The sequence below is a fragment of the Marinobacter sediminum genome (genome assembly GCF_023657445.1).
Classification (GTDB): Bacteria; Pseudomonadota; Gammaproteobacteria; order Pseudomonadales; family Oleiphilaceae; genus Marinobacter; species Marinobacter sediminum_A.
Genome location: NZ_JAGTWY010000001.1, coordinates 2,648,393 through 2,674,769 on the forward strand (window position 1 = coordinate 2,648,393; position 26,377 = coordinate 2,674,769).

General features: G+C 57.6%; 22 protein-coding genes. 4 read left to right on the forward strand and 18 right to left on the reverse strand.

Annotated elements, in window-relative coordinates; genetic code table 11:
* Window positions 1-4 precede the first annotated feature (4 nt).
* The 11 genes from KFJ24_RS12575 to KFJ24_RS12625 all read right to left on the reverse strand — a co-directional run bounded on the left by KFJ24_RS12575 (window position 5) and on the right by KFJ24_RS12625 (window position 12,789).
* Window positions 5-682 carry a hypothetical protein gene (locus KFJ24_RS12575; protein ID WP_250831439.1) on the reverse strand — a complete coding sequence of 226 codons (678 nt, stop codon included), beginning with the start codon at window positions 680-682 and terminating at the stop codon, window positions 5-7.
* 14 nt (window positions 683-696) lie between these two features.
* Window positions 697-3,609: a hypothetical protein gene (locus KFJ24_RS12580; protein ID WP_250831440.1), complete on the reverse strand. Its 2,913-nt coding sequence runs from the start codon at window positions 3,607-3,609 to the stop codon at window positions 697-699.
* 71 nt (window positions 3,610-3,680) lie between these two features.
* A complete protein-coding gene (locus KFJ24_RS12585) occupies window positions 3,681-4,625 on the reverse strand; it encodes an AgmX/PglI C-terminal domain-containing protein (RefSeq protein ID WP_250831442.1) in 945 nt (314 codons plus the stop codon).
* 12 nt (window positions 4,626-4,637) lie between these two features.
* On the reverse strand, window positions 4,638-5,141 hold the full coding sequence (locus tag KFJ24_RS12590; RefSeq protein ID WP_250831443.1) for an ExbD/TolR family protein: 504 nt from the start codon (window positions 5,139-5,141) through the stop codon (window positions 4,638-4,640).
* Window positions 5,138-5,668 carry an ExbD/TolR family protein gene (locus KFJ24_RS12595; protein ID WP_250831444.1) on the reverse strand — a complete coding sequence of 177 codons (531 nt, stop codon included), beginning with the start codon at window positions 5,666-5,668 and terminating at the stop codon, window positions 5,138-5,140. The genes KFJ24_RS12590 and KFJ24_RS12595 overlap by 4 nt, the downstream gene beginning before the upstream one ends.
* 19 nt (window positions 5,669-5,687) lie before the next feature.
* The gene (locus KFJ24_RS12600; protein ID WP_250831445.1) at window positions 5,688-6,353 is read right to left on the reverse strand and encodes a MotA/TolQ/ExbB proton channel family protein; all 666 of its coding nucleotides are present in this window, start codon (window positions 6,351-6,353) and stop codon (window positions 5,688-5,690) included.
* Window positions 6,354-6,403: 50 nt separating this feature from the next.
* Window positions 6,404-6,703 carry a hypothetical protein gene (locus KFJ24_RS12605; RefSeq protein ID WP_250831446.1) on the reverse strand — a complete coding sequence of 100 codons (300 nt, stop codon included), beginning with the start codon at window positions 6,701-6,703 and terminating at the stop codon, window positions 6,404-6,406.
* A 9-nt stretch (window positions 6,704-6,712) separates the two neighbouring features.
* Complete coding sequence (locus tag KFJ24_RS12610; protein WP_250831447.1) at window positions 6,713-7,576, reverse strand: tetratricopeptide repeat protein; 864 nt, start codon at window positions 7,574-7,576, stop codon at window positions 6,713-6,715.
* On the reverse strand, window positions 7,557-10,403 hold the full coding sequence (locus tag KFJ24_RS12615) for a tetratricopeptide repeat protein (protein ID WP_250831448.1): 2,847 nt from the start codon (window positions 10,401-10,403) through the stop codon (window positions 7,557-7,559). Before KFJ24_RS12615 ends, KFJ24_RS12610 begins: the two co-directional genes overlap by 20 nt.
* A complete protein-coding gene (locus KFJ24_RS12620; RefSeq protein WP_250831449.1) occupies window positions 10,393-12,165 on the reverse strand; it encodes a tetratricopeptide repeat protein in 1,773 nt (590 codons plus the stop codon). Before KFJ24_RS12620 ends, KFJ24_RS12615 begins: the two co-directional genes overlap by 11 nt.
* A gap of 3 nt (window positions 12,166-12,168) precedes the next feature.
* Window positions 12,169-12,789, reverse strand: a complete 621-nt coding sequence (locus tag KFJ24_RS12625; protein WP_250831450.1) for an AraC family transcriptional regulator — start codon at window positions 12,787-12,789, stop codon at window positions 12,169-12,171.
* A gap of 542 nt (window positions 12,790-13,331) precedes the next feature.
* On the opposite strand from KFJ24_RS12625, the gene KFJ24_RS12630 reads away from it, so the two are divergent.
* Window positions 13,332-14,036, forward strand: coding sequence for an SH3 domain-containing protein (locus KFJ24_RS12630; protein ID WP_250831451.1), 705 nt, complete (start codon window positions 13,332-13,334; stop codon window positions 14,034-14,036).
* Entirely contained in the window at window positions 14,006-14,707 is a 702-nt protein-coding gene (locus tag KFJ24_RS12635) for an outer membrane beta-barrel domain-containing protein (RefSeq protein ID WP_250831452.1), read from the forward strand. Before KFJ24_RS12630 ends, KFJ24_RS12635 begins: the two co-directional genes overlap by 31 nt.
* Window positions 14,708-14,745: 38 nt before the next feature.
* Here the strand turns inward: KFJ24_RS12635 and KFJ24_RS12640 are convergent, their stop codons facing one another.
* The 4 genes from KFJ24_RS12640 to mqo all read right to left on the reverse strand — a co-directional run bounded on the left by KFJ24_RS12640 (window position 14,746) and on the right by mqo (window position 21,524).
* Window positions 14,746-16,419 carry an acetolactate synthase large subunit gene (locus KFJ24_RS12640; protein ID WP_250831453.1) on the reverse strand — a complete coding sequence of 558 codons (1,674 nt, stop codon included), beginning with the start codon at window positions 16,417-16,419 and terminating at the stop codon, window positions 14,746-14,748.
* Between the two features lie 157 nt (window positions 16,420-16,576).
* The gene (locus KFJ24_RS12645; protein WP_250831454.1) at window positions 16,577-18,601 is read right to left on the reverse strand and encodes a hypothetical protein; all 2,025 of its coding nucleotides are present in this window, start codon (window positions 18,599-18,601) and stop codon (window positions 16,577-16,579) included.
* Window positions 18,602-18,656: 55 nt separating this feature from the next.
* Entirely contained in the window at window positions 18,657-19,889 is a 1,233-nt protein-coding gene (locus KFJ24_RS12650; RefSeq protein WP_250831455.1) for an ATP-grasp domain-containing protein, read from the reverse strand.
* Window positions 19,890-20,042: 153 nt separating this feature from the next.
* Window positions 20,043-21,524 carry a malate dehydrogenase (quinone) gene (mqo, locus tag KFJ24_RS12655; RefSeq protein WP_250831456.1) on the reverse strand — a complete coding sequence of 494 codons (1,482 nt, stop codon included), beginning with the start codon at window positions 21,522-21,524 and terminating at the stop codon, window positions 20,043-20,045.
* 323 nt (window positions 21,525-21,847) lie between these two features.
* On the opposite strand from mqo, the gene nhaD reads away from it, so the two are divergent.
* Together nhaD and KFJ24_RS12665 are read left to right on the forward strand one after the other, a co-directional pair.
* The gene (gene nhaD / locus KFJ24_RS12660; RefSeq protein ID WP_250831457.1) at window positions 21,848-23,098 is read left to right on the forward strand and encodes a sodium:proton antiporter NhaD; all 1,251 of its coding nucleotides are present in this window, start codon (window positions 21,848-21,850) and stop codon (window positions 23,096-23,098) included.
* Between the two features lie 9 nt (window positions 23,099-23,107).
* Window positions 23,108-24,091: a calcium/sodium antiporter gene (locus KFJ24_RS12665; protein WP_250831458.1), complete on the forward strand. Its 984-nt coding sequence runs from the start codon at window positions 23,108-23,110 to the stop codon at window positions 24,089-24,091.
* Window positions 24,092-24,117: 26 nt separating this feature from the next.
* Here KFJ24_RS12665 and KFJ24_RS12670 read toward each other — a convergent pair whose 3' ends face one another.
* From KFJ24_RS12670 to msrA, 3 genes are all read right to left on the reverse strand, one after another.
* Window positions 24,118-24,882: a lysophospholipid acyltransferase family protein gene (locus tag KFJ24_RS12670; RefSeq protein WP_250831459.1), complete on the reverse strand. Its 765-nt coding sequence runs from the start codon at window positions 24,880-24,882 to the stop codon at window positions 24,118-24,120.
* A gap of 187 nt (window positions 24,883-25,069) precedes the next feature.
* Entirely contained in the window at window positions 25,070-25,495 is a 426-nt protein-coding gene (gene msrB / locus KFJ24_RS12675; RefSeq protein WP_250831460.1) for a peptide-methionine (R)-S-oxide reductase MsrB, read from the reverse strand.
* A gap of 11 nt (window positions 25,496-25,506) precedes the next feature.
* On the reverse strand, window positions 25,507-26,169 hold the full coding sequence (msrA, locus tag KFJ24_RS12680) for a peptide-methionine (S)-S-oxide reductase MsrA (RefSeq protein WP_250831461.1): 663 nt from the start codon (window positions 26,167-26,169) through the stop codon (window positions 25,507-25,509).
* Window positions 26,170-26,377 lie beyond the last annotated feature (208 nt).

The window sequence follows — 26,377 nt, forward strand, 5'->3', positions numbered from 1 at the left end:
ATGACTAGAGCGCAAACCAGTTCCGTTTGACCTCTTCGTATTGCTCTTTTGTAATCACCCCTTCCATCGATAGCCGGCGCATTTCCGAGACGGCCAGCGGAATTCTCTCCTTACCCTCAGGCAAGTGGCGCTGCCCGATGCCAATGCTTGCAGACACCGCCTCGATGAAGGCTGCCACCCTGTTTTCTCCTGATGCCGTCGCGTCGACGCTGAAAAGGACGACATCACTATTCAGCGCCACAAAATCAAAGCGGTGTTGACGCCCGCGGAACGCCACCACGGCAAGCACCATCGCTATGCCGATCGGCGGGACCAACCACAACAATGAAACCGGAGCGAGGGAATAGATTGCCGCTGGCAATGCGAGCAGGCACGCCACGACCAGCCAGAGTTTGACGTGGTACTCCCTGATTTCTCTCGGCTGCGGCTCCACAAAGGTCAGATCAATCACCTTTTCGGGCAATTCTTTCTTGCGCCGATGCGTCTGGACGGATAGATAATGCCGGTTGAACTGCCTGAACAGGGTGCTGGTTTTGTTCCGGACACTGGTCTGGCGAAATCGACTCTCGATCCGCCAGTCGCTCCGGGGCGGGACATCATACCCCTGGCGCTGGAGATCAAGATTGGGAACGCCCCAGCTGTCCAGGTCGATGACGTCTGTCTGGCCTGACGCAACTGTCACGGTCTTTTTCCTTCTTATGGTGCAGGAAGCTCAAATTTGTCCGGGTCGTTGAACAGGTGGGCACCGCTGTCGAGCCACTCGGCAATCAGGCGCAGCTCTGCGTCACTGAGCATGCCCATGTGGTTGCGCCGGATTTCAGCGGTTGCGGTGGTTTCCACTTCGTATTCATCATCATCCGGGTCGTTATCAAACAGGCTGAAGAAACGGGCACTGGCAATGGCGCCGCGCGCGCTCATTAACCGACGGGCAAAACAGACGCCCGGATCCGGCAGCACCGTCAGATCTCCCTGAACACCATCCGGACAGACGCCGTCTACTGTTGGATCGACTTCTATCCACTCGCCGTTTTCCTGCTTCATGTAGTAATCGGGGTTGAACAGCTGCACATAGGATTCCAGCTGACGCGGATCCCAGGAGGCATTGCTACTGCCTAACAGCAAGCCGGTACTGGCTCCACCACCGCCGGTACCTTCCGGGCACGATTTGCTCTCTGCGGCGCGGTGACAGTTCTGGCAAGACGTCACCGTGTTCTGGTTCGGATCCACCCGGCAGCTGTTCCAGATCGGCTGAATGTGTTCCTGGTAATTGATGGTGGCCTTGCAGTCGCTGGTCCAGTTAGTCAGGCAGGATGCGTCGGTGACCGGCGCCGGTGTCGCCAGGTCGGCATAGGGAATCTCGAACGCCAGTGACGCATCCGGTGGATTGTTCCAGTAGTCCTCATAGCGAACGGTATCCGCCCAGGTGGTGGTCAGCGAGCCCAGGGAGTTCACCAGAGCCTCGGCCATGGTGTCTTTCCAGTTCTGGGCAATGATGGTCGGGTTGGCGTTCGGGAACGGCATGGCATCGCCGGGTGCACCGGGATTGGCCGAGGCCAGTTCAACATCCGTGCGGGCGTGGGGAATGTCCACTTCCGGGTCATGGCAGCCGTAGCATTTCAGCAGCTGGCCGTCTTCCAGCAGCAGCGACTGCGGGTGCTGGGTCAGGTAGTTGTAGTTGTAATCCTCGGCCGCAATCAGATCGACACGTTTGCCGTACTTGTTCACCACCTCAAACGTGAAGTTGGTGTCGGCCGGCACTTTCACCATGGCCGAGCCGTCCGGCTCCACCATGGCGTAGGACAGCACATCGTACAGCGCCCGATTGCCCGAACCGACCAGGGGCGTGAGGCCCAGTGGTGGCTGACCACCATCCGTGGGGTTGAGAACCTCGTTGGTGAGGATGGCCTGTTCCAGTTCGGCTGGGATGCTGCGCTTACCCAGTACCCGAACAAACCGCTCGGAACGGTCACCCGGCTGCGTCAGAGAGAGGTCACGCCGGGTTTCAATGCCGCCGTCGTACAACTCCGCCATGTCGGCGCCATCCATATCGTAGATGCTGCGGATGTGGAACAGGGCGGTATTTTCCTCCAGGTTCAGGTTGTGCTGATCCCCGGTATAGGGTTGCGCCAGCTCGTTGGCGTCGGCGACGACAATATCGGTGTACAGTGCACGCTTGTGCCCCTGAACCACCGGCAGCCGCGTGTTCTCCTGCGGATCCACCATCCAGATGCCGTACTGCGGATCGCTCAGGTTGTCGACGGTCGAAGAGCCTTCGCAGGCGCCGGTGATGTCAGCTTCCGAGGTCAGGCACTGGGCCCAGCTGGCCAGCAGCCGGCCGGATCCATCCGCGTAGGGCGCGACCGCACTGTACCAGCCGGCGGGCGAAACCTGATTCGGGTAAAAGTTCACCAGCCCGGGTGTCATGGAGTCTTCCGCCTCACCGATCACGCGCTCGTCCACGGGCTTGCCCACGGCGAAGAAGTTCTGGCTGTTGACCGTCACCACATCACCGCCGTATACCGGGTTGTATACGTGGCGCATGATGGTCAGTAAGTTGCCATCATCCAGCGGGATCGGGTCCATGTAATGGATGAAGGAGGCGTCGGAGAATTCCTCGCTCAGGCTTCCGAAATAGCGATGCACATTACCGCCACTGGGGGTAATGCGGTACATGCTGAGCACGTCTTCTACAAACACGCGTTCGCCTTCCACCTGACCGGCCAGCGAAGCACCGCACTTGTCTTCAACGGTCCACTCCTTGGGTTCTTCCAGACCAGACGGAAATTTACTGCCGTTGCCCTGGCCGTAACCGCCACCGTGGGGCTGTTGGTTGAAGTTGGGGTTGTCGATGTTGTCCAGGGTGCAGTCCTGGAGAGTTTCATAGATACGACCGAAGCGGATGAAGACGACCTGCCCGTCGTTCATGGTGCTCGGCTCAATATCGTGGAACTGGCCAAAGGTAATCTGGACAAGTTCGGTACCGTCCGGGTTCACCGAATGCAGCAGCGACGCAGGCTCGCCGAAGTCTTCCAGATACTCCCGAAGGTCCAGCTCGCGCCAGTCACCGCGGGCGTGTTGCCGGGATGACGAGAAGATGATCTTGCCTTCGTTGGTGTAGGTCGGGTTGGTGTCCTCACCAGAGTTGGCCAGATCATCCTCCGCCAGAACCCGACGGATACTGCCGGTCTCGAAGGTGTATTCGTAGATGTTCCAGGTGCTGTGGGAGCTACTGCCAGCCGGGCCATGGGCCGCAAAAACCATGCGTTCACCGTCGGGCGAGACGTCCAGGTCCTTGACGTCGTAACCGTCACTTCCGAAAAAGCCGTCCAGAATATTCCGCTCACTGGAACTCAGCGCAATCCGGTCACGCACCAGCAACCTGGCTCCGGGCTGGAAAGCGTATGGAGCCCGTGGATCCAGAGGCGGACGCACATTCACAGAGGAGGTGCCCCCCATGTCCGGATAGTCCCGGACGACGTAGGCAAAAGGCTGATCGGAGAGAATATCCTGATCGTTTTCGCTCAGTTCTCCCTCAAAACAACCACTCAGCCCGGCTGCGGCGATACTTGCCAGCACAAGGCCACGGACCATCCTTTGTAATGTATGCATGATCGTACTCCCCTACCTGAACATCCCTGGGCAACCTGGCACCAACCTGACTGGCAGGTGCCTGTTGACCATTAACCCGGCATAAAATCGAACTTGTAATTGACCGGCGTGGCGGCAACGTCTTCCGGCCCGAAGGAAATCATCTGAACCCGGGCCAGCAGCTTCAGCTCCAGCTTTTGATCACCCAACTGGCTGTCCACCAGCTTGATGCTGGAGATGCTGCCATCCGGCTCAATCACGATATGGAACACAAACTTGCCTTTGAGCCCCGGATCGCTCCGCAGTGCGCGGTTGTACAGGGCATAGATGGCACCCTTGTGCTGCTCAAAAACACGGCGAATGGATTCCATGTCACGACCACTGTCAGCGCTGGAGCGGTGAGAACCACCGCCGCTACTGCTGCCACTGCCGCCGCCTCCGGTGCCACTGCCAATCGGGCTTTCAACCGAGGTAGAGGCATGTGCTGCGAGCTGTGTGCCCGTGCCGGAATCGTTCATCACCGAACTGTTCACACCGCCACTGGTCTTGGTCGCCGAGGTGGCGCCCAGCACTGAGCGGGCCGCCTTGGCCGCGGCACCGGTGGTCACGTTGGTGTTCTTGGCCTGGAGCTTCGCCACATCCAGAGAGCTGCGCAGTGAAGACAGCTCCTTGGAGAAGGCCGCCACGCCCATCTTGGAAACCTTTTCCCGGGCCTTCGTAACTTTCTTGGCCGGTGGCGGTTCCGGGGTAGCCTTCTCGTTGGTCGGCTCAGCCTTCTCTTCCTGCTTCACCGGTTCGGGCGGGGGCGGCGGTGGCACCACCTTGCGCTGCTCGATCAGAACCTTGGCGAGGCTTTGCGGTACACGTTCTTTTTCCTCCCGTTCAATTTCCGGTAGCGGTAGCCATGGGAAGATCACGGCCAGCAGCAGAAGCAGCAGCAACAGGCGCTTGAGAATGCGCTTGAAGCGGCTGTCCTCTTCACCACTGGCTTCCCAGGGCAGAGCGAACTCGTAGGGTGTTGTTGTCATTGCGGTCATCGATTCCCTCCGTCAGGCGCCGCTGTTGCCGGAAACGCGTGAAACGGCCATGGAAAGATCCCGATAATCCGCCTTGGCACAGGTCAGCATCACCCGCTTCAGAAGTTCGTAGGGAATTTCCTGGTCACCCAGAATGGTTACGGCCCGCCCCAGCGTTTTCTCGCGCTCAGTCAGCTCCGTGCGTTTGGTGGCCTGAAACCGCAGCTCCTGCATCAGGCCATCAATCAGGCCGTTGGACGTGATCACCTCGTTGATGGTGGCAACAGGACGGCCGTCCACCAGGATGTCGTCCTCGGTGATGGTCACCACTGTGGTCTCTTTCGGGCGTTCCTCGGCGGTGGAATCCGGCAGGGTCACATCGTTGACCTTGAGGATCTCATTGCTACCCGAGTTGAGGAGCAGGAAGAACACCAGGATGGTGAAAATGTCCATCAGGGAGACCAGGTTCAGCTTGGCCGGTTTCATGAAGGCCTTGGCGCTGCCCTGGAGCCCAAAGGAAGTCAGCTTCTCGTTCATGACTTCCCTCCTTTCTTCGGTGCATCCCCCAGGGAGATGTCCGGGAAGAGCTCGACGTCCACAGCCTCGGCCACGACAACGGTCTTGGCCGAACGCAACGTATCCATGGTGGACACCAGCGACTGATAGGTAACCCCCGGCTCCGACAGTAACAACACGTCTTTCTTGGCGATGCTCTTGGCGGCCAGCCGACGCTTGATCTCCTGCAGCACGTTGGACAGGGCCCGGAAGTCGTGATGCGCGTCCTTGCCGTCGTCCGTGGCCTCAACCCTGTCGATGGTCTTCACCAGGTTGCCGCTGGGGTAATAGACCTCTATCGCGGATTCCCGCACCACCACTTCCAGCTGCCGGTTTTCCTCGGCACTGGCGGTCTGGGAGCCGGTCAGATCAGGCAGGTTGAGCTCGAGAATTGAGATATGGTTGAACACCATACTCATCAGCAGCACCGGTACCAGAACGATCATGAGGTTCATGAACGCGGTGATGTCGATGTCCGCTTCTTCTGGTTCTCTGCGTTTTACAAACATAACGGATTACCTGCTGCGATCAGGCGTCGGATTCACGCGTGTTAACAGAACGACGGTTACTGCGAACGATGGTGTTCAGGGCCTTAACACCGGCCATCTCGATGCTCTCGACGATTTCCAGCGTCTTGTTCTGCAGCAGGGAGTGGATCAGCAGCAGCGGGATGGCCACGATCAGACCGAAGGCGGTGGTGTTCATGGCCACCGAGATGGACTGCGACAGCAGGGTCGCCTTGTCCGCCGGATCCGCGTTAGCCACCGCGGTGAACGCCGCGATCAGACCGATGATGGTACCGAGCAGCCCGAGCAGGGTGGACACGTTGGCCAGAATGGAGAGGTAATTGGTGCGCTTGGAAAGCCGCGGAAGACTTTCCATCACGCCTTCCTGCATGGCCGCGTGGATGTCATCACGACGCGGAGACGCGCGCATGGTATCCAGCGCTACGGCCACCAAGCGGCCAATGGCAGAACTGTTGTCCTGGGCCTTCTTCTCGGCTTCATCGAACTTGCTCTCTTTCATCAATGGCAGCAGCTCACCATAGGCATTCCTGTTGGAACGGAAAGCCCGCTTCAGGAACAGCCAGCGCTCCGCCGCAATGGCCAGGCCGACCATCAGCACCAGCGCAATCGGAAACATGAAGGCCCCGCCTTCCTGGAAAAATGAAACAATGCTTGAGTAAAGATTCATGTTGGGTACTCCACACGTCGCTAATCGATTAGATCGGTTTGTTTGTTGCTTTACTCGGACGTGCCCGCGGGCGCTTCCAGAGAAAGTTCGTCGTAGAACTGCATGGTTCTTGAGTGAATATCCCGGTCTACCACTTCAAACACCTTGCCGGACACAGAGGTGATTGACCGATAGAGCTGATCGGGCCCTTCCGGTGGTTTCCAGGGAATGAAGTAACTGACCGAGGGCTGCTCCTTGTCGCCGACAAAGGTGCTTTCCAGGTCAATCTTGTCCTGCCCCGAAGCGCTCTGCACCAGGGTCAGTGACGCGAAGACTGCGATAACGGCGAGGCGTGATCCGGCGTTTAGCATGGCGATCTCCTAGCCTTTCTCTTCGGTTTTTGTGGTTTCCGAACTCTTCTCCGCCGCCATTGGATCGGCGGAGACAGTCTCTTCCGGGGCCTTGGGCGCAGGCGGCGGATTGTCGATGAAGCTGGTTTCGATGCCGGTACGACGCCGGATTTCGATCAGCCAGTCGGCAACCTGCGGATCATCGCCCTTGGTCAGGAACGCGTATGCCTCGAAATGCGGCTGCGCCAACGCGGGTTGATTCATATAGAGGTCGTACAGAATTGCCAGGTTCAGGTGGGCCTCGGGAAAATCTTTCCACAGCTCCAGCGCCGAGACATAGGTATCGCGAGCCTCTTCAAAATCTCCGCTGCGGCGCTGGAACAAAGCCAGGGCCAGGTAGGCATTGACGTTCTGTGGATTGATGGCCAGTGCCTTTTGGTAGGACTTTTCGGCCCGTTCCATGCGCTCGCCAATCTCTGCCAGTTCGCCCAGCTTGAGCCAGGGCCCGGACAAATCCGGGTAATCGCGGGTGATGGCCTCGAAAGCCTTTCGCGCATCCCGGTACTGCTCATCCGCCATCAGATCGCTTGCGGACCGGAAGCGCGCAACGGCCTCCGGAGGAACCGGCTTGGACGCGGCGGTGTAAGGGTTGGGAGCCGGCACGTAGGCCACCTTTTTGCCCTGGGCATCGTAGCCCTGTTGCGGCAGGTGGCGCTGACTGCCAGTCCCGGCGCCAGTCTTTGGCTCGGCCGGTGCACTCTCGACCACTTTCTTTTCCGGAGTTTCCGGGGCTGTTCCGACACCGCCTACCGAGCCCAGCCCGGCGCAACCGGACAACAGCACCGCAGTCATGACCACGCCCGCATGCAAGGACTTAACGGATACCATCGCCATACGCCACCTGTACTTCCTGTTTGTCGAATCGAGCCGGATTCAGCTTCGCCATCGCATCGAAGCTCTTTGCGATCCAGGGGTTAAACATGCCGCCCCAGGAACGTTCGATGTTGGCCTGATGAACCTCAATCGCGAGGTCTTCGAAGGGAATGGCCTGCTCCTCAAGCACCAGCTCGTACTGCATTGCTTCAAGCTGGCTGAGGCCACTCGGTCTGGGCGCATCCATCAGCTCGCGGGCGAACTGGCCGTAGAGATCGGCAATGTTGAACGTGGCCCGGGTGGTCTGGCCGGTAATTTCGTAGCCAACCGCTTTCTGGTAACGGTCCAGCGCGTTCTTCAGCTTTTCGTTCTTGCGGGGGATGCTCTTGTTCAGAGGGTGGCGAAGCCGGACCCGGTCAAACTCGATGCGCCAGTAATCGCCATATTCGTTGTTGGCCCAGGCCGCCAGCCACGCAGAGCGGTCGCTCTGCCAGTTGGAGGGCGCCTTGTTGTGGCCGTCGATCACCCGGCGCAACCAGTAGAGGTGACGATTCAAATCATCCATCCGCTTGTACAGGTAAGCCACGTGGTAGCGGGCTTCCATACGGGTGTCGAAGGGTTCTTCGTAATCAAAGGCCCACTTCTTGAAGTACGTCAGCGCCTGCTGATCCTCACCCGCCTTTTCATACAGTTCGGCAGACAGGAACAGTGCATCCCGACGGACCTCAGCCGTGGCATTACTGCGATAGATGGCTTCATACTCACGCGCCGCCATCAGCCACTGCTCATCCTGCTCGTACGCCCAGGCAATCTTCTGGGGCAGATCGGCCGCCAGCTTGTGGTTTGGGAACAGGCGGCGCAGCTCGTTCATCTCGGCCAGGGCCGGATCCCAGTCTTCCAGGGTCAACAGGTGGGTGGCGGCGTCAAACTGCGCGATTACCCGCACATCGGTGTTCGGTGCCACGGCCTTGATGCGGAGGAAATGCTCGACCGCGCCGGCCAGGTCTTTCGCTTCCAGCGCCTGCTCGCCCTGTTTGTAGATAGTGACGCCCATGCGCTCGGTGACCTCAGCGTATTGCGCATCGCTGCTGTCGATGTAGCGAAGCTGGTTGCGATAACCGGCCTCCGCCTCCGGGAACCGACCGAGCTCGTACTGGCTGTGGGCAATTACGCCCCAGGCAGTGCGGTTCAGTTCGCGGTCTACGTCACCTTCACGACTGACAATACCGGTGGCCACTTCCAGGGCTCTTTCATACCGCCCCAGGGCAAACAGTTCCTCAGAAGTCTTGGCCAGCACCGAACCGGAGCGCTCGTCGTCCCGGTAGGTCTGGACAAAGCGCAGCTGGCTATCAACACCCTTGCTGCGCCAGGCCGTCAGCTGTTCCGAGCCCTTGCCACCGGCGGCGATGATGCGCTCCAGCTCTTTCTGGTAGGCGATGATGGCGGCATAACCGGCATCGGGGCCGTATTCCGGATGCTTGAATTCGTAGGCGCTACGCTCGTAATGGGTGATGGCGGTCGGGTAATCACCACCATCAAAGGCCGCTTCGGCGCGCATATACACCATTTCCGGAATACGGGGATCGTTCGGGAAGGTCTGCTCATATTCGCCGTAGAACTCGGCCGCCTTCAGGAAACTCGTGCGCTGCTCCGAGACACTGGCAACCTTGCCTGCGGCCGAGATGGCACCCTCGGCCAGCTCGCGCTTCAGGCGCTGGCCGGTGGCGTGGTAATGCCGCGCCAGTTCATCAATGTAGGTTTTCAGGTTGGCAATGACCTTGGCTTTGATATCCGCCGGCTTGGTCTTCCAGAACTCAGAACGGATACCGTAGTTGCGGACGTAGCTTTCTTTCTCCGGCAACACCTGCTGGGAAAATTCGCCATCCACATAGGCCCGGATCATATCGGCATGCATTTCCGGTGCGCGGTCGGATTCCGGATTCTGCACAACGAAGGCCCGGAAAGACGATGCCGAATCCTCGTATCGCTCCTTCTTGAGGTAATGCTTACCCAGACTGGAATAGAGAATCCAGGTGTACTTGGCGCTTTCCGGCCGTTGCGCAAACATGCTGTCGATTTTCGAGGCACCGCCAGCATAGGCCAGGCCCACACTCATAATGCGCAGGGTGTCATCCACCAGTGAGCGGTTGACGTTATCCAGCTTTTCAACCTTGCCGTCTTCCGGCACCAATCGGTCCAGAACCTGCGAGAAGGCCATCAGGCTGTTGTCATAATCGGACAGTTTGTACTGGGACCACCCCAGCAGGTAATAAGAGTTATTCAGGAAGGCCGAATCCCCGCCCAGGGCAATAACCGCCTTGTAGGCCTGTTCCGCGTCCTCGTACTCTTCGTGACGGAAATGGATATCGCCCTTGCGGAAATAGACCTCAGCCAGCCGTTCAGAGTGGGGATGATCCTCGATAAACTGATTAAGAACGGTCCGCGCATCCTGGTCCCGGCCATCCAGGTCGTAGGCCTTGGCAAGCTGGTACATGGCTTCCGCGTTTTCGCTGGAATCCGGGTATTTCTGCAGCAACTGCTGGTAGGCGTCGATGGCGTCAGGGAAATAGCCGTTGTCGCCCGGCAGCACGCCGCGCAACTGGTTGTAGTCTCCCTCCAGCATGTAAACACTGGCAATCCGGCGCTCAATCTGTTCCTTGAGTTCCCGGTCCTCAATGGTCTTCAGCAGTTCCCGGTACTCCCGGCGAACGTCCTCATGCATCACCCGCGGCAACGGTATGTCCGCCAGCGGCTGATGGTTTTCCTGAATCCGGCCAATGGTGGGGCCGCCATTGAAATTGGCGCAACCACCGATAAACAGGGTCAGCAGCAGAATCCTAGATCGCATGGTCGTCTCCTTCCGCCTGGTCGGCGGAGGCCGCAGCGGACTCCGGCGCTGACTGCCCGTCGTCTTCGGTTCCATCCAGGTTCTGCAGCGAACGGTCCAGAATCCGGACCTTTGCCAACTGAGCCTCTACCTGGTACTGCTTCAGGCGCTGCTCGTGAATATCCAGTTCGGTGGCCACCAGGGTGCGCATGACGTCTTCAAGGCGAGTGATCAGACCTTCGGTTCGAACCATCTGGTCATCGACCTGCGCCATCATATGGCTGACCGCCTGACTGAACTGGTCACCCCCGGAAATGGTGTGCGTGCCGGCGAGCGCCTCCAGCATGTTTTCGCCCCGGGTGATATCAAACGCGAGGTCCTCAAGCTGCCATCGCAGCCGTTCCTGCGCATCCGGTGCGAGGCTGGTCATCCGGCCGGACAGCGCCTGATACCGCTGACGACTCTCGGTCAGTTGGCGAGCAAGCCGGGACAGGCCCTGGCGATAGCTCTCGCCATCCACGCTTGCGGCACGGGCGGCAAGAATGACATCGAAGTCGTCCCGCCGCGCCTGCCAGCTTTCGAGGTTATTGCGAATCGCATACAGGTCTCTCAGATCCTTGAGCACGGACTGGAAACTGTGATCCGACATCAGCTCCACCAGAAAGGGTGAGAGATGATTAACCGATACCGATGGCGCAGCTCCAAACCAGTCGCTTTCGTCCAGAACCTGATCAAGGTTCCGGACGAACAGCTCCATCACATCTGCATGATCCATCGACTGTCTGGCCTTTTGGAGCCAGTCCAGGGCGTTCCGGAATTTATGGTCAGCATCAATAAAGCCCTGAGCCGCCCGACCATTCAGCCCCATTTGTTCATAAACATGCGGCTGCAGCAGGATGGCTTCCTGAACCTCCGGCAGAGCAATGGAGCGCTTGGTAAGCACATCGAGCGGCCCGAGGGCATCCCGGAAGTCACGCTCGTTAATGGCCATCCAACTGGCACCCAGCAAGCCGCGATTGGAGTAGGCACCGGTACTGCTGATCCGGGAAAGCTGCAGGCCGGCACTGGCTTGATTGTCCCTGCCGGCATAGAGGAAGGAGAGTGCCATTCTGGCCCGGTCAGCCAGGCGTTGCAGCTCTTCACTGCCGTCATTCAGATCGATGACCTTTTCCAGTGCAGCGATGGCGCGGCCTGAATTTTCCTGGGAGCCAAAGGCAATTGCCAGATTGAAATAGAAGTACGGGGCGAACGGGCTGTCGCTATCGATGCTGTCGGCAACAGCCTCACCGGCGGAGAAATACCCCAGCTTCACATTAACCAGGGCCGCCAGGTAACGATATTCAGAGTCCACCGCTTCCGGCAGCGGTCCCTGAATGTTGCCCAGATTCCGGGCAGCAACGCTGGTGTCACCGCGCAGGTATTGCATCTTGCCCAGGTAGAACCAGGCCCGGTTGCGCACTTCCTCGGTCAGATTGCCACGGGCAACACGGCTGAAAATCTCCTCAGCCTGGTTATCCAGTCCGTAGGACAAGCTGATACCGCCTTTCAGCAGTTCCGGGTAGGTGCCATGATTCTGGATACCGCCGTGCCCCTCGGCCCAGGCATACTCGACCAGAGCTTCAAAATAGTTCTGCTGGTAAAACTCGAACAGGATTGCGCCGTACTTGAGGTCGTGCACTTCGGTAACCGATGGCGCGGCACTGGCCGGCAAGCACACGGCACCTAGCACCAGCCCTGCAAAGGCATCTCTGAGCGTTCGATGAGCAGCGCGCGCGAACATCATGAGCTACCACTCCCGAACGGTAAATTCCGGCTGCTGCCGCGCTTCGGAGTCGGCAACGCTCAGCTCCACGTACTTGGGCCCCTGCCCTTTGGAAAATCGCAGGCTGCTACCCCGCTTGTACTCGCGGCCATTCGGCCCTTGCCCGACAAAGAAGGCTGACAGGGTGTGCTCGCCAGCGCTGACATTACCCAGGTGCAGGCGATGCATGCCGCCCTTGGCCAGAGCCATGCGCTCTTCTTCGCTGTACAGGTATGAGGCAATGGTCTCGTTGTCTAACCGCAGCTCAACCCCTTCCAGACGGAAGAACTCGCCAACGTTCAGCGACAGGAATACATGAAAACGGGTGTTTGCAGGGAACAGCAGATCTTCTTCAAGCACCCGCAGATCCTTGTTCAGGACCACCACGGACTGCTTCAGGTTCTGGATGTCCCGGGAGAGCTCGTTCACGGCGCGCTGGGCCCGTTCCCGGCTTTTGCGAACCGACATCGGGGTTTCAATGATTTGGTCGAGCGCCGCTGCCGGTGCTCCCACGTCAGCACTGTCCTTGCTATCGGCATTGTCTTCACTGGCCACTGCATGACCGCCCCAGACAGTGAACAGAACCAAAGCCAGAAAGCCGGTCAATGCCTTGCCTGATCTTGTTGTTGCCGGCCTGTAACCAGACCCTGGTTTTTGAGAAGTCACCATACTGCTCCTGTGTCAGACCGCCGGGTAGGCGCTGACAGTTCACCATGAACAATCAGGGGACTGACTTTTGAGTTGGCCGACTCTGTCCGGAAAGCTCTTTTTCTTGGCTCTTGAATTAACCGAACGGTCAGTTTTCTTAGGGAATGCTTCATCCGTTAAATGCTGTTAAATACGCTAGCACAGGTTTTAAAAGTTAAACGTAATGATTTTTTCTTAGATTCAGATTTTGTGATTGCCTTCGCGAAATGACGCATCGGCTATTGCTGAACGCCGGGGCGCTCGTCAAAGTTCCATATCAGATCCAAATTTTTTCAATAAAAACAGTTCTTTACATTAGTTCACATTATTTAACAAACCTGTTGGGCACCGGCATCGAACTTATGAACGCGATCACAGACACCAGCTGCAACTTGCCGTCTCCGTATCCCGGAAACCTCTGTCGGAACGTATTCCTTTCGCTGCTTTTGCTGAGCCTTCCGATGGCACACGCCGACGCACAGACTGCCTTTGGTGAGGACAGTGCCGTACTGGAAGTGGTCGATCCGTTCATCGAACTCCATACCGCGCCGGGCCGGGGCTATCCGGTGTTTCACGTGATTGAGAAGGGCGAACAGGTAGAGCTGCTGAAGCGCAAGACCAACTGGTACAAGGTTCGATCGGCTTCCGGTGAAGAGGGCTGGACCAAGGCCGCGCAGCTAGGGCGCACCCTCCAGCCGACCGGGCTTCCAGCGGATTTGCCCGAGGTGGGTCATGGTGAATACCTGGCATCAAGCTGGCGCGTTGGCTTTACCACCGGCCTGTTTGAGCAGTCCACGAGCTTCAGTCTGGCGGTGGGCTATCGCCCCCTAACCTGGCTGGGCGCGGAGCTGGAGGCGGGCAAAATCTACAACCAGTCGGTCACCAGTGACTACTACAGCGCCAATCTCATTATCGAACCTTTCCATCGCTGGGACCTTACGCCCTACGCGCTGGCCGGAGTCTCGCGCTTTTCGTTCGATGCGCGCCAGAAGGTCCTTTTGAGCGACCTCGGCGATGCGGACGCCTTCAATGTGGGTGGCGGCCTGAGCTATTACATCGGTCGCAATTTTCTTATTCGTGCCGAGTACCGCATGTACTCGGTTTCCTCAAATTCAGACAGCACAGGTTTAAGTGAATGGAAAATCGGTCTGAACACCTTCTTCTGACGCCAGGTCTCTCTGGCTACGGGACCGGCAAGGCGCTGCTACTGGCGTGCTCGCTGGTCATTCCACAATGGGCAACGGCGCAGGAAACCGCGGACAGTGAAAAACCGGCTCCGGTTCAGGTGATCGCTCCGGAAGTAAAACCACGCAATATCCAGGAGGCGGATATTGATGCGGAATTCTTCGAGGTGGGTGCTTTTGCCGGCATGATGACGATCGACAACTTCAGCAGCGAACCCCTGCTGGGTGTCAGCGCCGCTTTCCACGCTACCGAAGATTTTTTCCTGCAGTTCAATTATGGCTTTACCGAGGCAGGGCTGACCTCGTTCGAGGAACTCAGCGGGAGCAATGTACGCTTGCTGACAGACTCCGACCGGGACTACAGCTACTACGATTTTCTGGTGGGTTACAACATCTTTCCGGGCGAGATCTTTTTCAGTGATTCGCTTACCTTCAACTCAGCCTTTTACCTGGTGGGAGGCGTTGGCAACACCGAATTTGGAGGGGAAAGCAATTTCACCACGACTCTGGGCACAGGTTTCCGAATCGTACTGCTGGACTGGCTGACGGTGCACGTTGATTTCCGCGATCACATGTTCAACAGTGACCTGATTCGAGAATCACAGCTGACCCATAACATTGAGTTCTCTTCCGGGTTCACCCTGTTTTTCTGACGGGATGAACCCCACAACGCCGGAAAAAATCACCTGAGCTATAGCCGGCAGGTCAGCTCCGCCAGCTCCTCATCAAAGACGCGGCGGTTTTCACTGTAATCCACCGGCACCTCCACCAGGTGAACGCCACCGGTGGCCAGGGCCTTTTCCAGGGTCGGGCGCAGGTCGTCCGTGCGGTTAATGCGATGGCCGCTGGCACCATAGGACTCCGCGTACTTCACAAAGTCGGGGTTGCCGTAGTCCAGCCCGAAATTCTCAAAGCCTTCCTGGGACTGCTTCCACTTGATCATGCCGTAAGCGCTGTCATTGATGATCAGCACAACCAGGTTCAGGTTCAGCCGCACCGCGGTTTCCAATTCCTGACTGTTCATCATGAACCCGCCATCACCGCATATCGCCATGACTTTCAGGTCCGGATACAGCATGGAAGCCATCATGGCGCTGGGCAACCCGGCTCCCATGGAGGCAAGCGCGTTATCCAGCAACACCGTGTTGTTGTCATACGCCGGGTAGTTCCGGGCAAACCAGAGCTTGTACATGCCGTTATCGAGAGCAATGATGCCGTCTTCCGGCATTACCTGGCGAACATCATGCACAATGCGCTGGGGAATGACCGGGAATCGGCCGTCTTCGGCACGCTCCTGCAGATGCGAATCCACCGCCTGCTTGACCTCCATCAGGCCTGTGAAGTCGTGATTGGAACAGTGACCGCAGTTTTCAGCCATATATTCCACGCTGTTGGCGATATCGCCCACCACTTCGTGCTGAGGGAAGTACACCGGGTCCACGTCGGCCGCACTGAAGTTGACATGAATAACCTTCTTGCCGCCCGGTGTCATGAAAAATGGCGGTTTTTCGACCACATCATGGCCAACGTTGATCACCAGATCTGCGCGGTCGATGGCGCAATGGACAAAGTCGCCGGCGGAAAGCGCGGCATTACCCAGATACCCGGGATGCCGCTCATCGACAACGCCCTTTCCCATCTGGGTGGTGAAGAAAGGAATGCCGGTTACGTTCACCAGGTGGAGCAACGCCTGTGACACCCGCTTCCGATTGGCACCGGCGCCGATCATGATCACCGGGTGCCTGGCCTGGCGCAGCATGTCGCAGGCCATCTCCAGGCTCTTCCCGCTGGCCGACGGCCTGCGAGCATCACTGGGTTTAAAGATGTGGGTATCGGGTTCCGGCGCCTCAGCGGCAATATCCTCCGGCAGTTCCAGGTGCACTGCACCCGGCCGCTCTTCCGAGGCCAGCCGGAAGGCTTCACGAACCTTGGCAGGGATGGTATTGGCGTTGGTGATCTGGCGGGTATATTTGGTAAGTGGGCGCATGAGGTCCACCACATCAAGGATCTGGAACAACCCCTGCTTGGAGGACTTGATAGGCTTCTGGCCGGAAATCATCATCATCGGCATGGCGCCCAGCTGGGCATAGGCTGCCGCCGTTACCAGGTTGGTAGCGCCGGGGCCCAGCGTGGAGAGACAGACTCCAACCTGGCCAGTCAGGCGACCGTATGTGGCAGCCATAAAGCCTGCGGCCTGCTCATGTCGATTCAGCACCAGCTCGATGTTCGAGGTCCGCAGTGCTTCCAGGAAAGCCAGATTCTCTTCCCCGGGTACTGCGAACACGTATTTGACGCCCTCATTTTCCAGCGCCTCAATGAACAGCACCGCTCCGGTTTTAGCCTTGGTAGGTTGCTGGTTTGACATGGTTTTCCCCGAACTGGTGGCTTTGATCCCGAGCATAGCACTATCAGGCTATGACACCTTTACCCATTGCCTACTATACGTATCTGGGAAGCATCGGATGCCCTCCACGCTGAAAAACTGCGCCGAGGGCCCGATCGGGAAACTACCTGGAAAAACCTCAGTCAGAGACTGGATTTTCTGCCTGTAAGACGTCGGCAGGCACGCGGTCTTCACCCCAGCTGCGATAGACCCTTTCCACCACACGCTTTAATTCATCCTCGCCCACATTCGCGGGTTCACCGCGTTCCAGTGGGTCGTAATGGAAGATATACAGCCGGGACGCGAACTGCTCGAACGGCAGAGAGGATTCACCAAAGCGTTCGCCATGCCCCGCCGTGCTCACAAGCACCTCGTCACCCCAGTTCTGACCACTGTCGTTATTGGGGTTAAAGAAGTACACCCGCATCTGGCCTTCCGGGTCCAGCGACACCCGCAAAATAGTGATGGCGTGCCAGCCGATGAACCGGGCGGCACTGTCGGTAACCGCAATACCCGCAGGCTGTGGATGGATCAGTGGCTGATTGCCGTTGTAGTAGGGATGATAACTGGCATAGAAATGCCGGATAAAACCTTCCAGGTCATCCAGTTTTCCGGTCGCCACATCTACGTTGATGGCAAAGCCCCGGCCAGCGGACCAGCCGTGAAATTCCGGGTTGACCCACTTGTGAGGGTCGCCCTCACGGCCCGAAACGAGCCGTCCCATTTCGGCATAGATCCGGTCCAGATGCGGCACGACCACCAGCGACACCGGATCAAGATCAAGAGTAACTTCCGACGCAACACCAACGAGACTGCGAGCCGATGACACCGGCTGCCCCTCGAAATGCATGATGATTTCATTATCCCGGGCCGCCCAGGCCACCATCTGCAACAGGTAGTCAGGATCGTTATAGGCCCACATGGAAAGTGCGCGGGCAGACTGACACGTAGGATTATTGCCCTGCCCCACGCCAAGCGGCTGGCCCAGCATGTTCAGCACGCCGTGAATCAGCCAGGCACCGGGCTGCGGCTGATAGCCATAGGCCAGTTCAAGACGCTCACGAGCCTGTGGGCACAGAGACAGCCGGGCCTGGCGCCAAAGCGCCGGTGCTACCGGAGGCTGATAGAGAATACCGCGTTCAAGCAACAGGGCCAGCCCATACAGCCCCTGAGCCGTCTCTGGATAGACGCCCTCTACAATCAGCGTATGGACCAGTTCGCGATAACACAGCAGGCAGTCACGCCCGGTACTCGATAAACCCAGCGCCTCACTCAGCAAGGCATCCTGATCTTCCAGAATGAACCGCACAAAAGAGGCATGGTAAGGCGATACCAGACCGGTATCGTGCATGGAGCGGGCGAAGCCGGTAGCTTCATTCTGAAGCGCCTGGGCATCCATGGATTCCAGACGCTGTTCGTAAACGACGATACCCGGATCTTCACTGCAGGCGCGCGTTGGCCCATACAGGCTGGAAATCAGCCGGTCGGCACCTCGGCCAGCGCCGCCCAGATCCGCTTGCGAATCCGCGCGACACAGAGCGATCTGGGTAATCATTTTGCGCACATCCGAGACCTGAATCGGCCGCTGCTGGACTATGCGCCAGATTTCTTCGATCAGGCTGTCAATCACATGCTCATAGCCGATGTGATTGGCCACATACTGAACCAGGGCCTGGCTAATCAGGGCGAGTCTGCCCTGCTCACGCTCGGCCTCGCCGGTCATACCGAACAAGAGACCCAGATTAATGGCCAGTACCTGCGTCAGGTAGTGGTGTGCCTGTTCCGCCGACACCGTCGGGTGCAGGTAATGCCCCCGGGCGACGGCAAGCAATCGCAGCTCACTGCAAGCCTCTATGACGACCGTGTCGGCATTCTGGCTCTGAAGTGAGTAGGTGGTAAGGGTCGGGAGCAGAATACTGGGTTCGGCCCAGTCCGTGCCGGCAAAAATACCTGCCAGTTCGAGGCGCTGGGCGCGTTCCTCAATAATCCTGCATCCCTCGGGCTGTAACAGAACCCTGCGGGCAATATCCAGCACACGTGGAAGCTTGCCGGCCTTCGCAAAAGACCGGCTCTCTTCCAATGCCTGGATTGACTCATCCAGCTTCTGTACCAGCTTGTCAAAGTTGACTGCCGGCACTGCGTTGCCCGGTTGGTGATCGTTCAAACGATAATCCTCAGGGCCTGGCACCAAACCCGATTGTTGTTAATCATTCTCCTGATTATACATAGAAATCGAGTTCTTCCTGATGTTTCAGAAGATCCCGCATGGTGTAAGGATCATCACCGAAGAAATAGACCAGCCCCCAGTGCGTGCCGAAAGCAGTCCGCTTGGTAACGGTCTCCTCTACCGGCGGCGTCAACTCGTGAGACTCGAAATACTCGTGATTCTCGGTCTCTTCCGGAATTTCCAGCTTGCTGACCACCCGGCGGCGCGGATAGACACCGAAGCATCCGGCATAACCCTTGGCATCCACCACTTCTTTCGGGAAGAACGCTTTTACTTCCTCTTCCGTGGCCTTGGGATCGAAGGTCAGGATCAGGCCCTGATAGGCGTTGAAGCCATAGGCGCGCTCAAGCAACTCGAACACCTTGAAACCTGGCGGACGATACGCCACCTCACCGAAGTACATGGTCCTGTCGCTGGTCACGAAGTACTCGGGGTGAATAAAGCCAAACTCAATATCAAAGGTCTTGATCAGCTTTTCGATTTCACCCTTGATCTGCTCACGGTACTTCTCAAGATCCGGCGTCGCGGGGACGAACACTGAATAGCCGAGAGTGACGTATTCCGAGATGTTCAGAAACGCAATTTTACCGTTGTGGACCCAGGCCTCGACCGCGAATTCCCAGCCGTCCAGGTGAGATTCCATGAGAACAGGAAACTCTTCTTCCGGGATGGTATCCACCTCATCAGGGGTACGGATCACCCTGTGACCAAGGCAACCTGCCTTGTCAAAAGCCTTGAGGTGGATCGGGTCGTTCGGGTCACCATCCAGTTTGAGCAAGGTCTGGTTAACACGCTTCAGGAAACGGATTACGTCGCCCTTGTCGTGAGCCTCCTCAAAAATACCCACCCGGATACCGCCGAGCTGGGCACGACGCTTCATCAGGGCCTTGTCACGCAACAGCATGGCCTGGCCGAACAGGCGTGGCTTGTCCATCAACACCGAGTTGATAGCACCCGCCCACTCTACTGTCTCTTCAAACAACGGAATGGCCACATCTACGCCCATGTCCTTCAGCGTCTGGGCGATCTCTACGGAGCGGTCATTCAGGCGCTCGAAGTTCCAGGGCACGTAGGGAATGTCGTGCTCTTCGCAGTAGGCTTCCGCCCAATCCGGGGCGACAACCACATAGCGACGGTCGAATTTGTCTGCAGCTTCTACAGCATTCAGACTCCAACCCAGGAGTGCTACGTACCCCTTGTCCGGATTGTATTTATGTTCGCTCATAGGCTCTCTCCTTTGCGTGGAAATGACCACAACCCTACGCATCACCTTGAAAATCGCAAACCAGACTGACCCGAAAACGAAAAAAGCACTGCAAGTGCAGGTTTTTAAACCGCCACTCGCAGTGCTTAAGGCCTCTTATATCGATTGGGAATATCAGGTCAGTTTCAGGGTAGAGAGCGTCCGCTCGCGCACTTTTGTCAGCAATTCCTCGTCATTTACCAGCGATTGGCCATAGGACGGAATCAGGGTTTTCAGCCGTTCCTGCCATTCTGCTGTCTTCAGGCTCTCGGGGAAGCAACGCTCAAGTACCGTAAGCATGGCGTTGGCAGCGGTCGATGCCCCCGGCGAAGCACCCAACAGCGCCGCCAACGTTCCGTCTTTGGCCGCGACGATCTCGGTACCGAATTCAAGCTTGCCGCCACCACCGTCGACCTGCTTGATAATCTGGACCCTCTGACCCGCCATTTTCAGCTCCCAATCATCCTCACGGGCATCCGGGAAGAAGTTGCGGAGTGAGGCTACACGGTCGCCGTGGGACTGGAACACCTCGCCGATCAGATACCGGGTGAGGTCCATGTTGCTCTTGCTCACCGATAGCATCGGACGCAGGTTGGTCGGCTTCACAGAACCTAACAGATCAAAGATCGACCCCTTCTTCAGGAAACGGGTCGTGAAGCCGGCAAATGGGCCAAACAGCAGTGCCGGTTCGCCGTTGATGATCCGGGTATCCAGGTGCGGTACTGACATCGGCGGCGCGCCGATCGGAGCCTTTCCGTATACCTTGGAGTGATGCTGCTCGACGATCTCCGGCTTGCGACATACCAGCCACTGCCCACTCACCGGGAAGCCGCCGTATCCGCGTGCCTCTTCAATGCCGGATTTCTGCAGCATCGGCAACGCTCCGCCACCCGCGCCCAGGAAGACGAAACCGGCCTCGAGCTTGGTCAGCTCACCAGTCTTCTGGTTTCTCACCCGGACTTTCCAGCGGCCATTGTCGCGCTGGTCGATATAGTGCACCGGGCTGCTCAGCATCAACTCAAAGTTAGGCTGGCTTTCGAGATGCTTCACCATGCTGCGGGTGAGGGATCCGAAATCGACATCGGCGCCGTGCCTTATCCGGGTAGCGGCAACGCGCTGCATTGGATCCCGATGCTTGACCACCAGCGGCATCCACTGTTCAAGCTCTTCCGGGGATTCGGTGTATTCCATATCCCGGAACAGGTGATGGGCACTCAGCCGCTCGTAGCGTCGCTTCAGGAAAGCCACATCTTTCTCGCCCCAGACAAAACTCTGGTGCGGCGTGCGGTTTATGAAGGTCTCGGGGTCGGGCAGCATGCCCTGCTCTACCAGATAGGACCAGAGCTGAAGTGACACTTCGAACTGGGCATTGATCTTGAGGGCCCGGTCAATGGCCACATCACCATCTTCGGTTTCCGGAGTGTAGTTAAGCTCGCAGTAGCCGGCGTGACCGGTGCCTGCGTTGTTCCAACCGTCCGTGCTTTCATGGGCAACGTGGTCGAGACGCTCCACCATGACAATATCCAGGGAGGGATCGAGCTGCCTGAGCATCATGCCGAGGGTGGCGCTCATGACGCCACCACCGACCAGCACTACGTCTGCCTGTCTAGCGGCCATTGGTTCATTTCCTAGCTGGTTTTGAGCTTGTGTACCCCTCCACGATCAGCAGAGGAGCCTGTCGGAAGCCGGTCGAGCGCAAGGTAAAAGACGCTGCCGTTTGCCTCCTGTCTGAATTTGGCGGTAATTATCCCGATTTTCGCCAGAATAATAAATTGCGTATGTCAATCATTGCAGCCAAGGAGCTTTCGGCCACGACCTGGATCATACTTGCGACCTACGAACAGTAGCCCGCCCAGGTTCAAAGGTCTAAAATCCCGCGGCACATTTTCTTTTGGCCTCACCCGGCCTTTGTTCCTGAAAACCTGGACGGGATTTCCGCAATGTCTCCCCTTGAATATGTTCTGATTACTCTGGCTGTCTTGGCGCTACTTGGCGTTATTTTTGAAGAAGTCACCCACGTTAACAAGGCCAAGGTAACGCTGTTCTTTGGCACCCTGAGCTGGATTATCCTGTTTCTTGTCAGCGACAGTGAGGGTGAGACCTCTTCCATTACCACGGGCCTTTCCGAAAGTATTGCTGAAATAGCGGGTCTGTGGCTGTTCCTCGTTTCGGCAATGACATTCGTCGCTTACCTGAACAAGAAGGGAATGATCGAAAATCTGATTTACCTGATCATGCCGAAGCAGGTGAGCGAGCGAAAACTGCTGTTCCTGACCGGCCTCTTCTGCTTCATTTTCTCCTCTTTAGCAGACAATATCACCGCCACTTTAGTCTCATGCTCACTGATTCTTTCCCTGGATCTTGAGCTCAAAAAACGCCTTCAGTTCATCACGCTGGTGATCTTTGCGGTGAACTCGGGAGGCGTATCCCTGATCACCGGCGACGTCACCACGCTGATGATATTCCTGGCCCACAAGGTTGATATACTGACGCTGCTGACCCTCGCGGTCCCTGCCTCAGTGACCGTTTTCGTGCTCGCGGTCTTCCTCTCAAGGGGGCTGACAGGCACCGTCACTCTCCGGTCCACGAAATCGGAAATCCGGCCAGTCGACGCGGTGATCAGTGCCCTCTTTTTGTTAACAATCCTGTGCACCATTGCCGGTAATGCCCTGTTCAGTGTGCCCCCCGTTCTGACCTTCCTTTTCGGGCTGTCCATCATGTTCCTGGTGTCCAGATTCATGAGCGACGATAATGACCTCGATCCGATCCTGGAGTATATACGGGCCATCGAGTTCGAAACGCTGCTGTTCTTTCTCGGCATCCTGCTGCTGGTGGGCATGCTCAAGGAAATACATGCCCTGGATTCGTTCGTGGCTATCTACGACGTGCTCCCACCCCTCTATGCCAATTACCTGATGGGAATTTTCTCCGCGGTGATTGATAACGTTCCGCTGACGGCGGCCCTGCTCAAGGCCGGCATTGAAATGAGCCGGGGCGAATGGATGGGCCTGACCTATGCCGTTGGCGTTGGCGGCTCGCTGCTGATTATCGGCTCAGCGGCCGGAATTGTGGCCATGAGCAAGATCGAGGGGCTGACCTTTGGCCGCTACATGCGGTATCTTGCCCATCTTTTGGCGGCTTATACCCTGGGTTACGCAGGCGTTTATATGCTCGGAAGTTTCATCCACTGAGGTTTTTCTATGTTAATGGCATTTGGCGCTATCGCCACCGGCCTGGTGCTCCTGGTCTGGAGTGCTGACAAATTCGTGGAAGGCGCGGCCGCCACTGCCAAGCATCTGGGCATGCCCACATTACTCATCGGGATGGTAATCATCGGTTTCGGCACCTCTGCGCCGGAACTGGCGGTTTCCGCCATGGCCGCCGCCGACGGCAACCCCGGCCTGGCACTGGGCAACGGCTACGGTTCGAATATCACTAACATTGCCCTGATTGTGGGTCTGACAGCAGTCATCGCCCCGATAGCAGTGCATTCGCAGGTCATCCGCAAAGAGCTGCCATTATTGGTCGTGCTGACACTGATTGCCGGTGTACAGCTGATAGACGGCGAGCTGACTCGGCTGGATGGCTGGGTACTTCTTGGCGTATTCGCAGTCGTGATGGGCTGGTCCATTTTCCAGGGCATGAAAGGCAACGCTGACTCACTCGCAGGGGACACAGATGCAGAAGTGATTGCCCACCCCATGCCACTGAAAACCGCCGTTATGTGGCTGGTTATTGGTCTGGTGCTGCTGGTTGTCAGTTCCCGCCTGCTGGTCTGGGGCGCAGTTACCATTGCCCAGAGCCTGGGCGTCAGTGACCTGGTCATCGGGCTGACCATTGTTGCTATCGGTACGTCGCTGCCTGAGCTGGCCTCTGCACTGGCTGCAGTAAAGAAAAATGAGCATGACCTGATCCTTGGCAATATTCTGGGCTCGGGTATTTTTAACACCCTGGCCGTAGTCGGGCTGGCAGCGGCCATCAAGCCAATGACGGTGGACCCGGAGGTCCTGTACCGGGACTGGACGCTCATGCTGGCACTGACAATTGGGCTCCTGGTAATGGGCTTTGGCCTTACAGGCTGGCGAAAAGTCATCAGCCGGGTCGATGGCGGCGTATTGTTGCTGGTATACCTGGCCTACACAGGCTACCTGCTGTCCACCGTGGTAGCCGCCTCGACAGCCTGACCCAACCGGACTGTGGCGGGGTTGAGCTACTCAGCCTCGCCGTCACCCAGCAAAGACTCGAGCCGCCCCCGCACGTCCAACATCACTTCATCAAGATCCGCTTTGGTTTTACCGGCGGTATCCAATGGCTTCCCGACACGAACGTCCACAGGTTGCCCAAGGTTGATCTGCCACGTCCGGGCCGGCAGCACCTTATGGATCCCCCGGATAGCGACTGGCACAATTACCGCCTCCGTATCCAGTGCCAGGTGAAAGCAGCCCTTCTTGAATGGCAGCAGCTTACCATCGGGCGAACGGGTTCCCTCCGGCGCCGCCCATAACACGATACCGCTTTCCATCATCTGACGGGCATGCTCAAGATCTTTGACCGCACGCTGACGATCGGAACGGTCCACCGATGGAAATTCCGCTGCACGCATGGCCTGCCCCAGCAGAGGGATACTGAACAGCTCTTTCTTGGCAAGCATACGAACGGACCCCGGCAGAGAGACAAAGGTCACCGGAATATCGTAGTGGCTGGCGTGGGTGCACATAATGATGTAACGACGACCATCGCCAAATTCCGGCACCTCCCCGCGCACTGCGAGGCTGGCACGGACCAGTCGTAACACTGCCGCTGCCCACTCCTGGCAATATTTGTCCACGATGGGCCGATGAAGCTTACCGAAGAGGGCCCTGAGCAATATCAACAGTGAATAGAGGGCTGTCAGCCCAACCGTACCCAGAACCACGCCAGCGCGCCGAAGCATGGTTGCGGATTCTGTCAACGGGTTCATTTTCAGTCGAATCATCGGAGCAGCACCCCTTCCCAATCCTTTCCGGCCAGCCGGGACCTTACAAGAGCCTCCGATTAATTAGAAGGTGCCAGGTAAATCACCAACTCCCCTGGCAGCCACAACCTGGATGAACTGGCGCTCTGTGTTTCTTCGGTGACCAGCGGAAAGTAATAAAAAACGGGGCGTTGAGCCCCGTTTTTATCTAACCGTTTTCCTTGAACACCATCGCAATGGAATTCAGGCAGTAACGCTGGCCGCTGGGAGGCGGCCCGTCAGGAAACACGTGCCCCAGATGGCTGTCGCAACGGGGGCAGCGAATCTCGGTGCGGGTCATGCCCATACTGCTGTCTTCCAGATAACGGATATGCTCCGGGTCGAAGGACTGGAAGAAGCTTGGCCAGCCAGTGCCAGAATCAAACTTCGAATCCGAACTGAACAACGGCAAATCACACAGGCGACAGTGGTAAACACCGGCTGTCTTGTTGTCCAGCAGAGTCCCGCAAAACGGGTGCTCCGTGCCGTGATCCAGCAATACCTTCCGCTCTTCCGGCGTAAGGTCCGCCGCTTTCTCGTCAATATCCGCTTTGGTAAGCGGTGTCAGGTCATAACCTGCAGCAGACACACTCATCGTTTAGCTCCTCAGGCCATGTTGTCAGGGTTGTTGTCACTGTCATCGGCGTACTCGGGTTTCAACCGGTCACCGTAGCTATGCACCAGCTTTTCCATTTTCGGGGCTGCTACTGCCATGATATAAGGCTGGTAGGGATTCCGGGCGGCAAAATTCTGGTGGTAGGCCTCAGCCGGATAGAACGCCTCAAGCGGTTCGAGCGTTGTCACTATAGGATCCGGATACACATCGGCCGCAACCAGTTGCCGGATGTAGGCCTCCGCCACCTGTTTCTGTTCCGGCGTTTCATAAAAAATGGCAGAACGGTACTGGGTACCTCGGTCATTTCCTTGCCGGTTCAGTTGCGTCGGGTCATGGGCCACCGAGAAAAAGACCTTGAGCAATTCGCCAAAGCTGACCTTCGAAGGGTCGTAATGGACATCCACAACTTCGGCGTGGCCGGTGGCCCCGGTGCAGACGGCTTCGTAATTAGCGGTATCTGCGCTCCCCCCGGCATACCCGGATTCCACTTTCTCGACACCGTCCATGGCCAGAAATACCGCCTCGACGCACCAGAAGCAGCCGCCAGCAAGAACCAGCCGGGCTTCGCTGCCTGCTTGCCTCATGTCCTGTTCGGGATCGGGAAAACGGCTTCGGGGCACGTTCAGCCCGGGAATATCACATGATGTCGCCATGTTGCCCTCGATGCTCAAGATGAATGTATTGGGACGTTTTAATACTATGAATTGTGGCTTTTACGGTGTGGTTTTACCAATGGCTCAATCGCTGTCCGGGAATATGAACATTCTGACGTTTCGGTTGCATCCCCCGGAGGCCGAACCATAATGAAACATAGGGTTTGCCACAATGCGAATTGGCAGTCGCCCGCTCGACATATCAAGG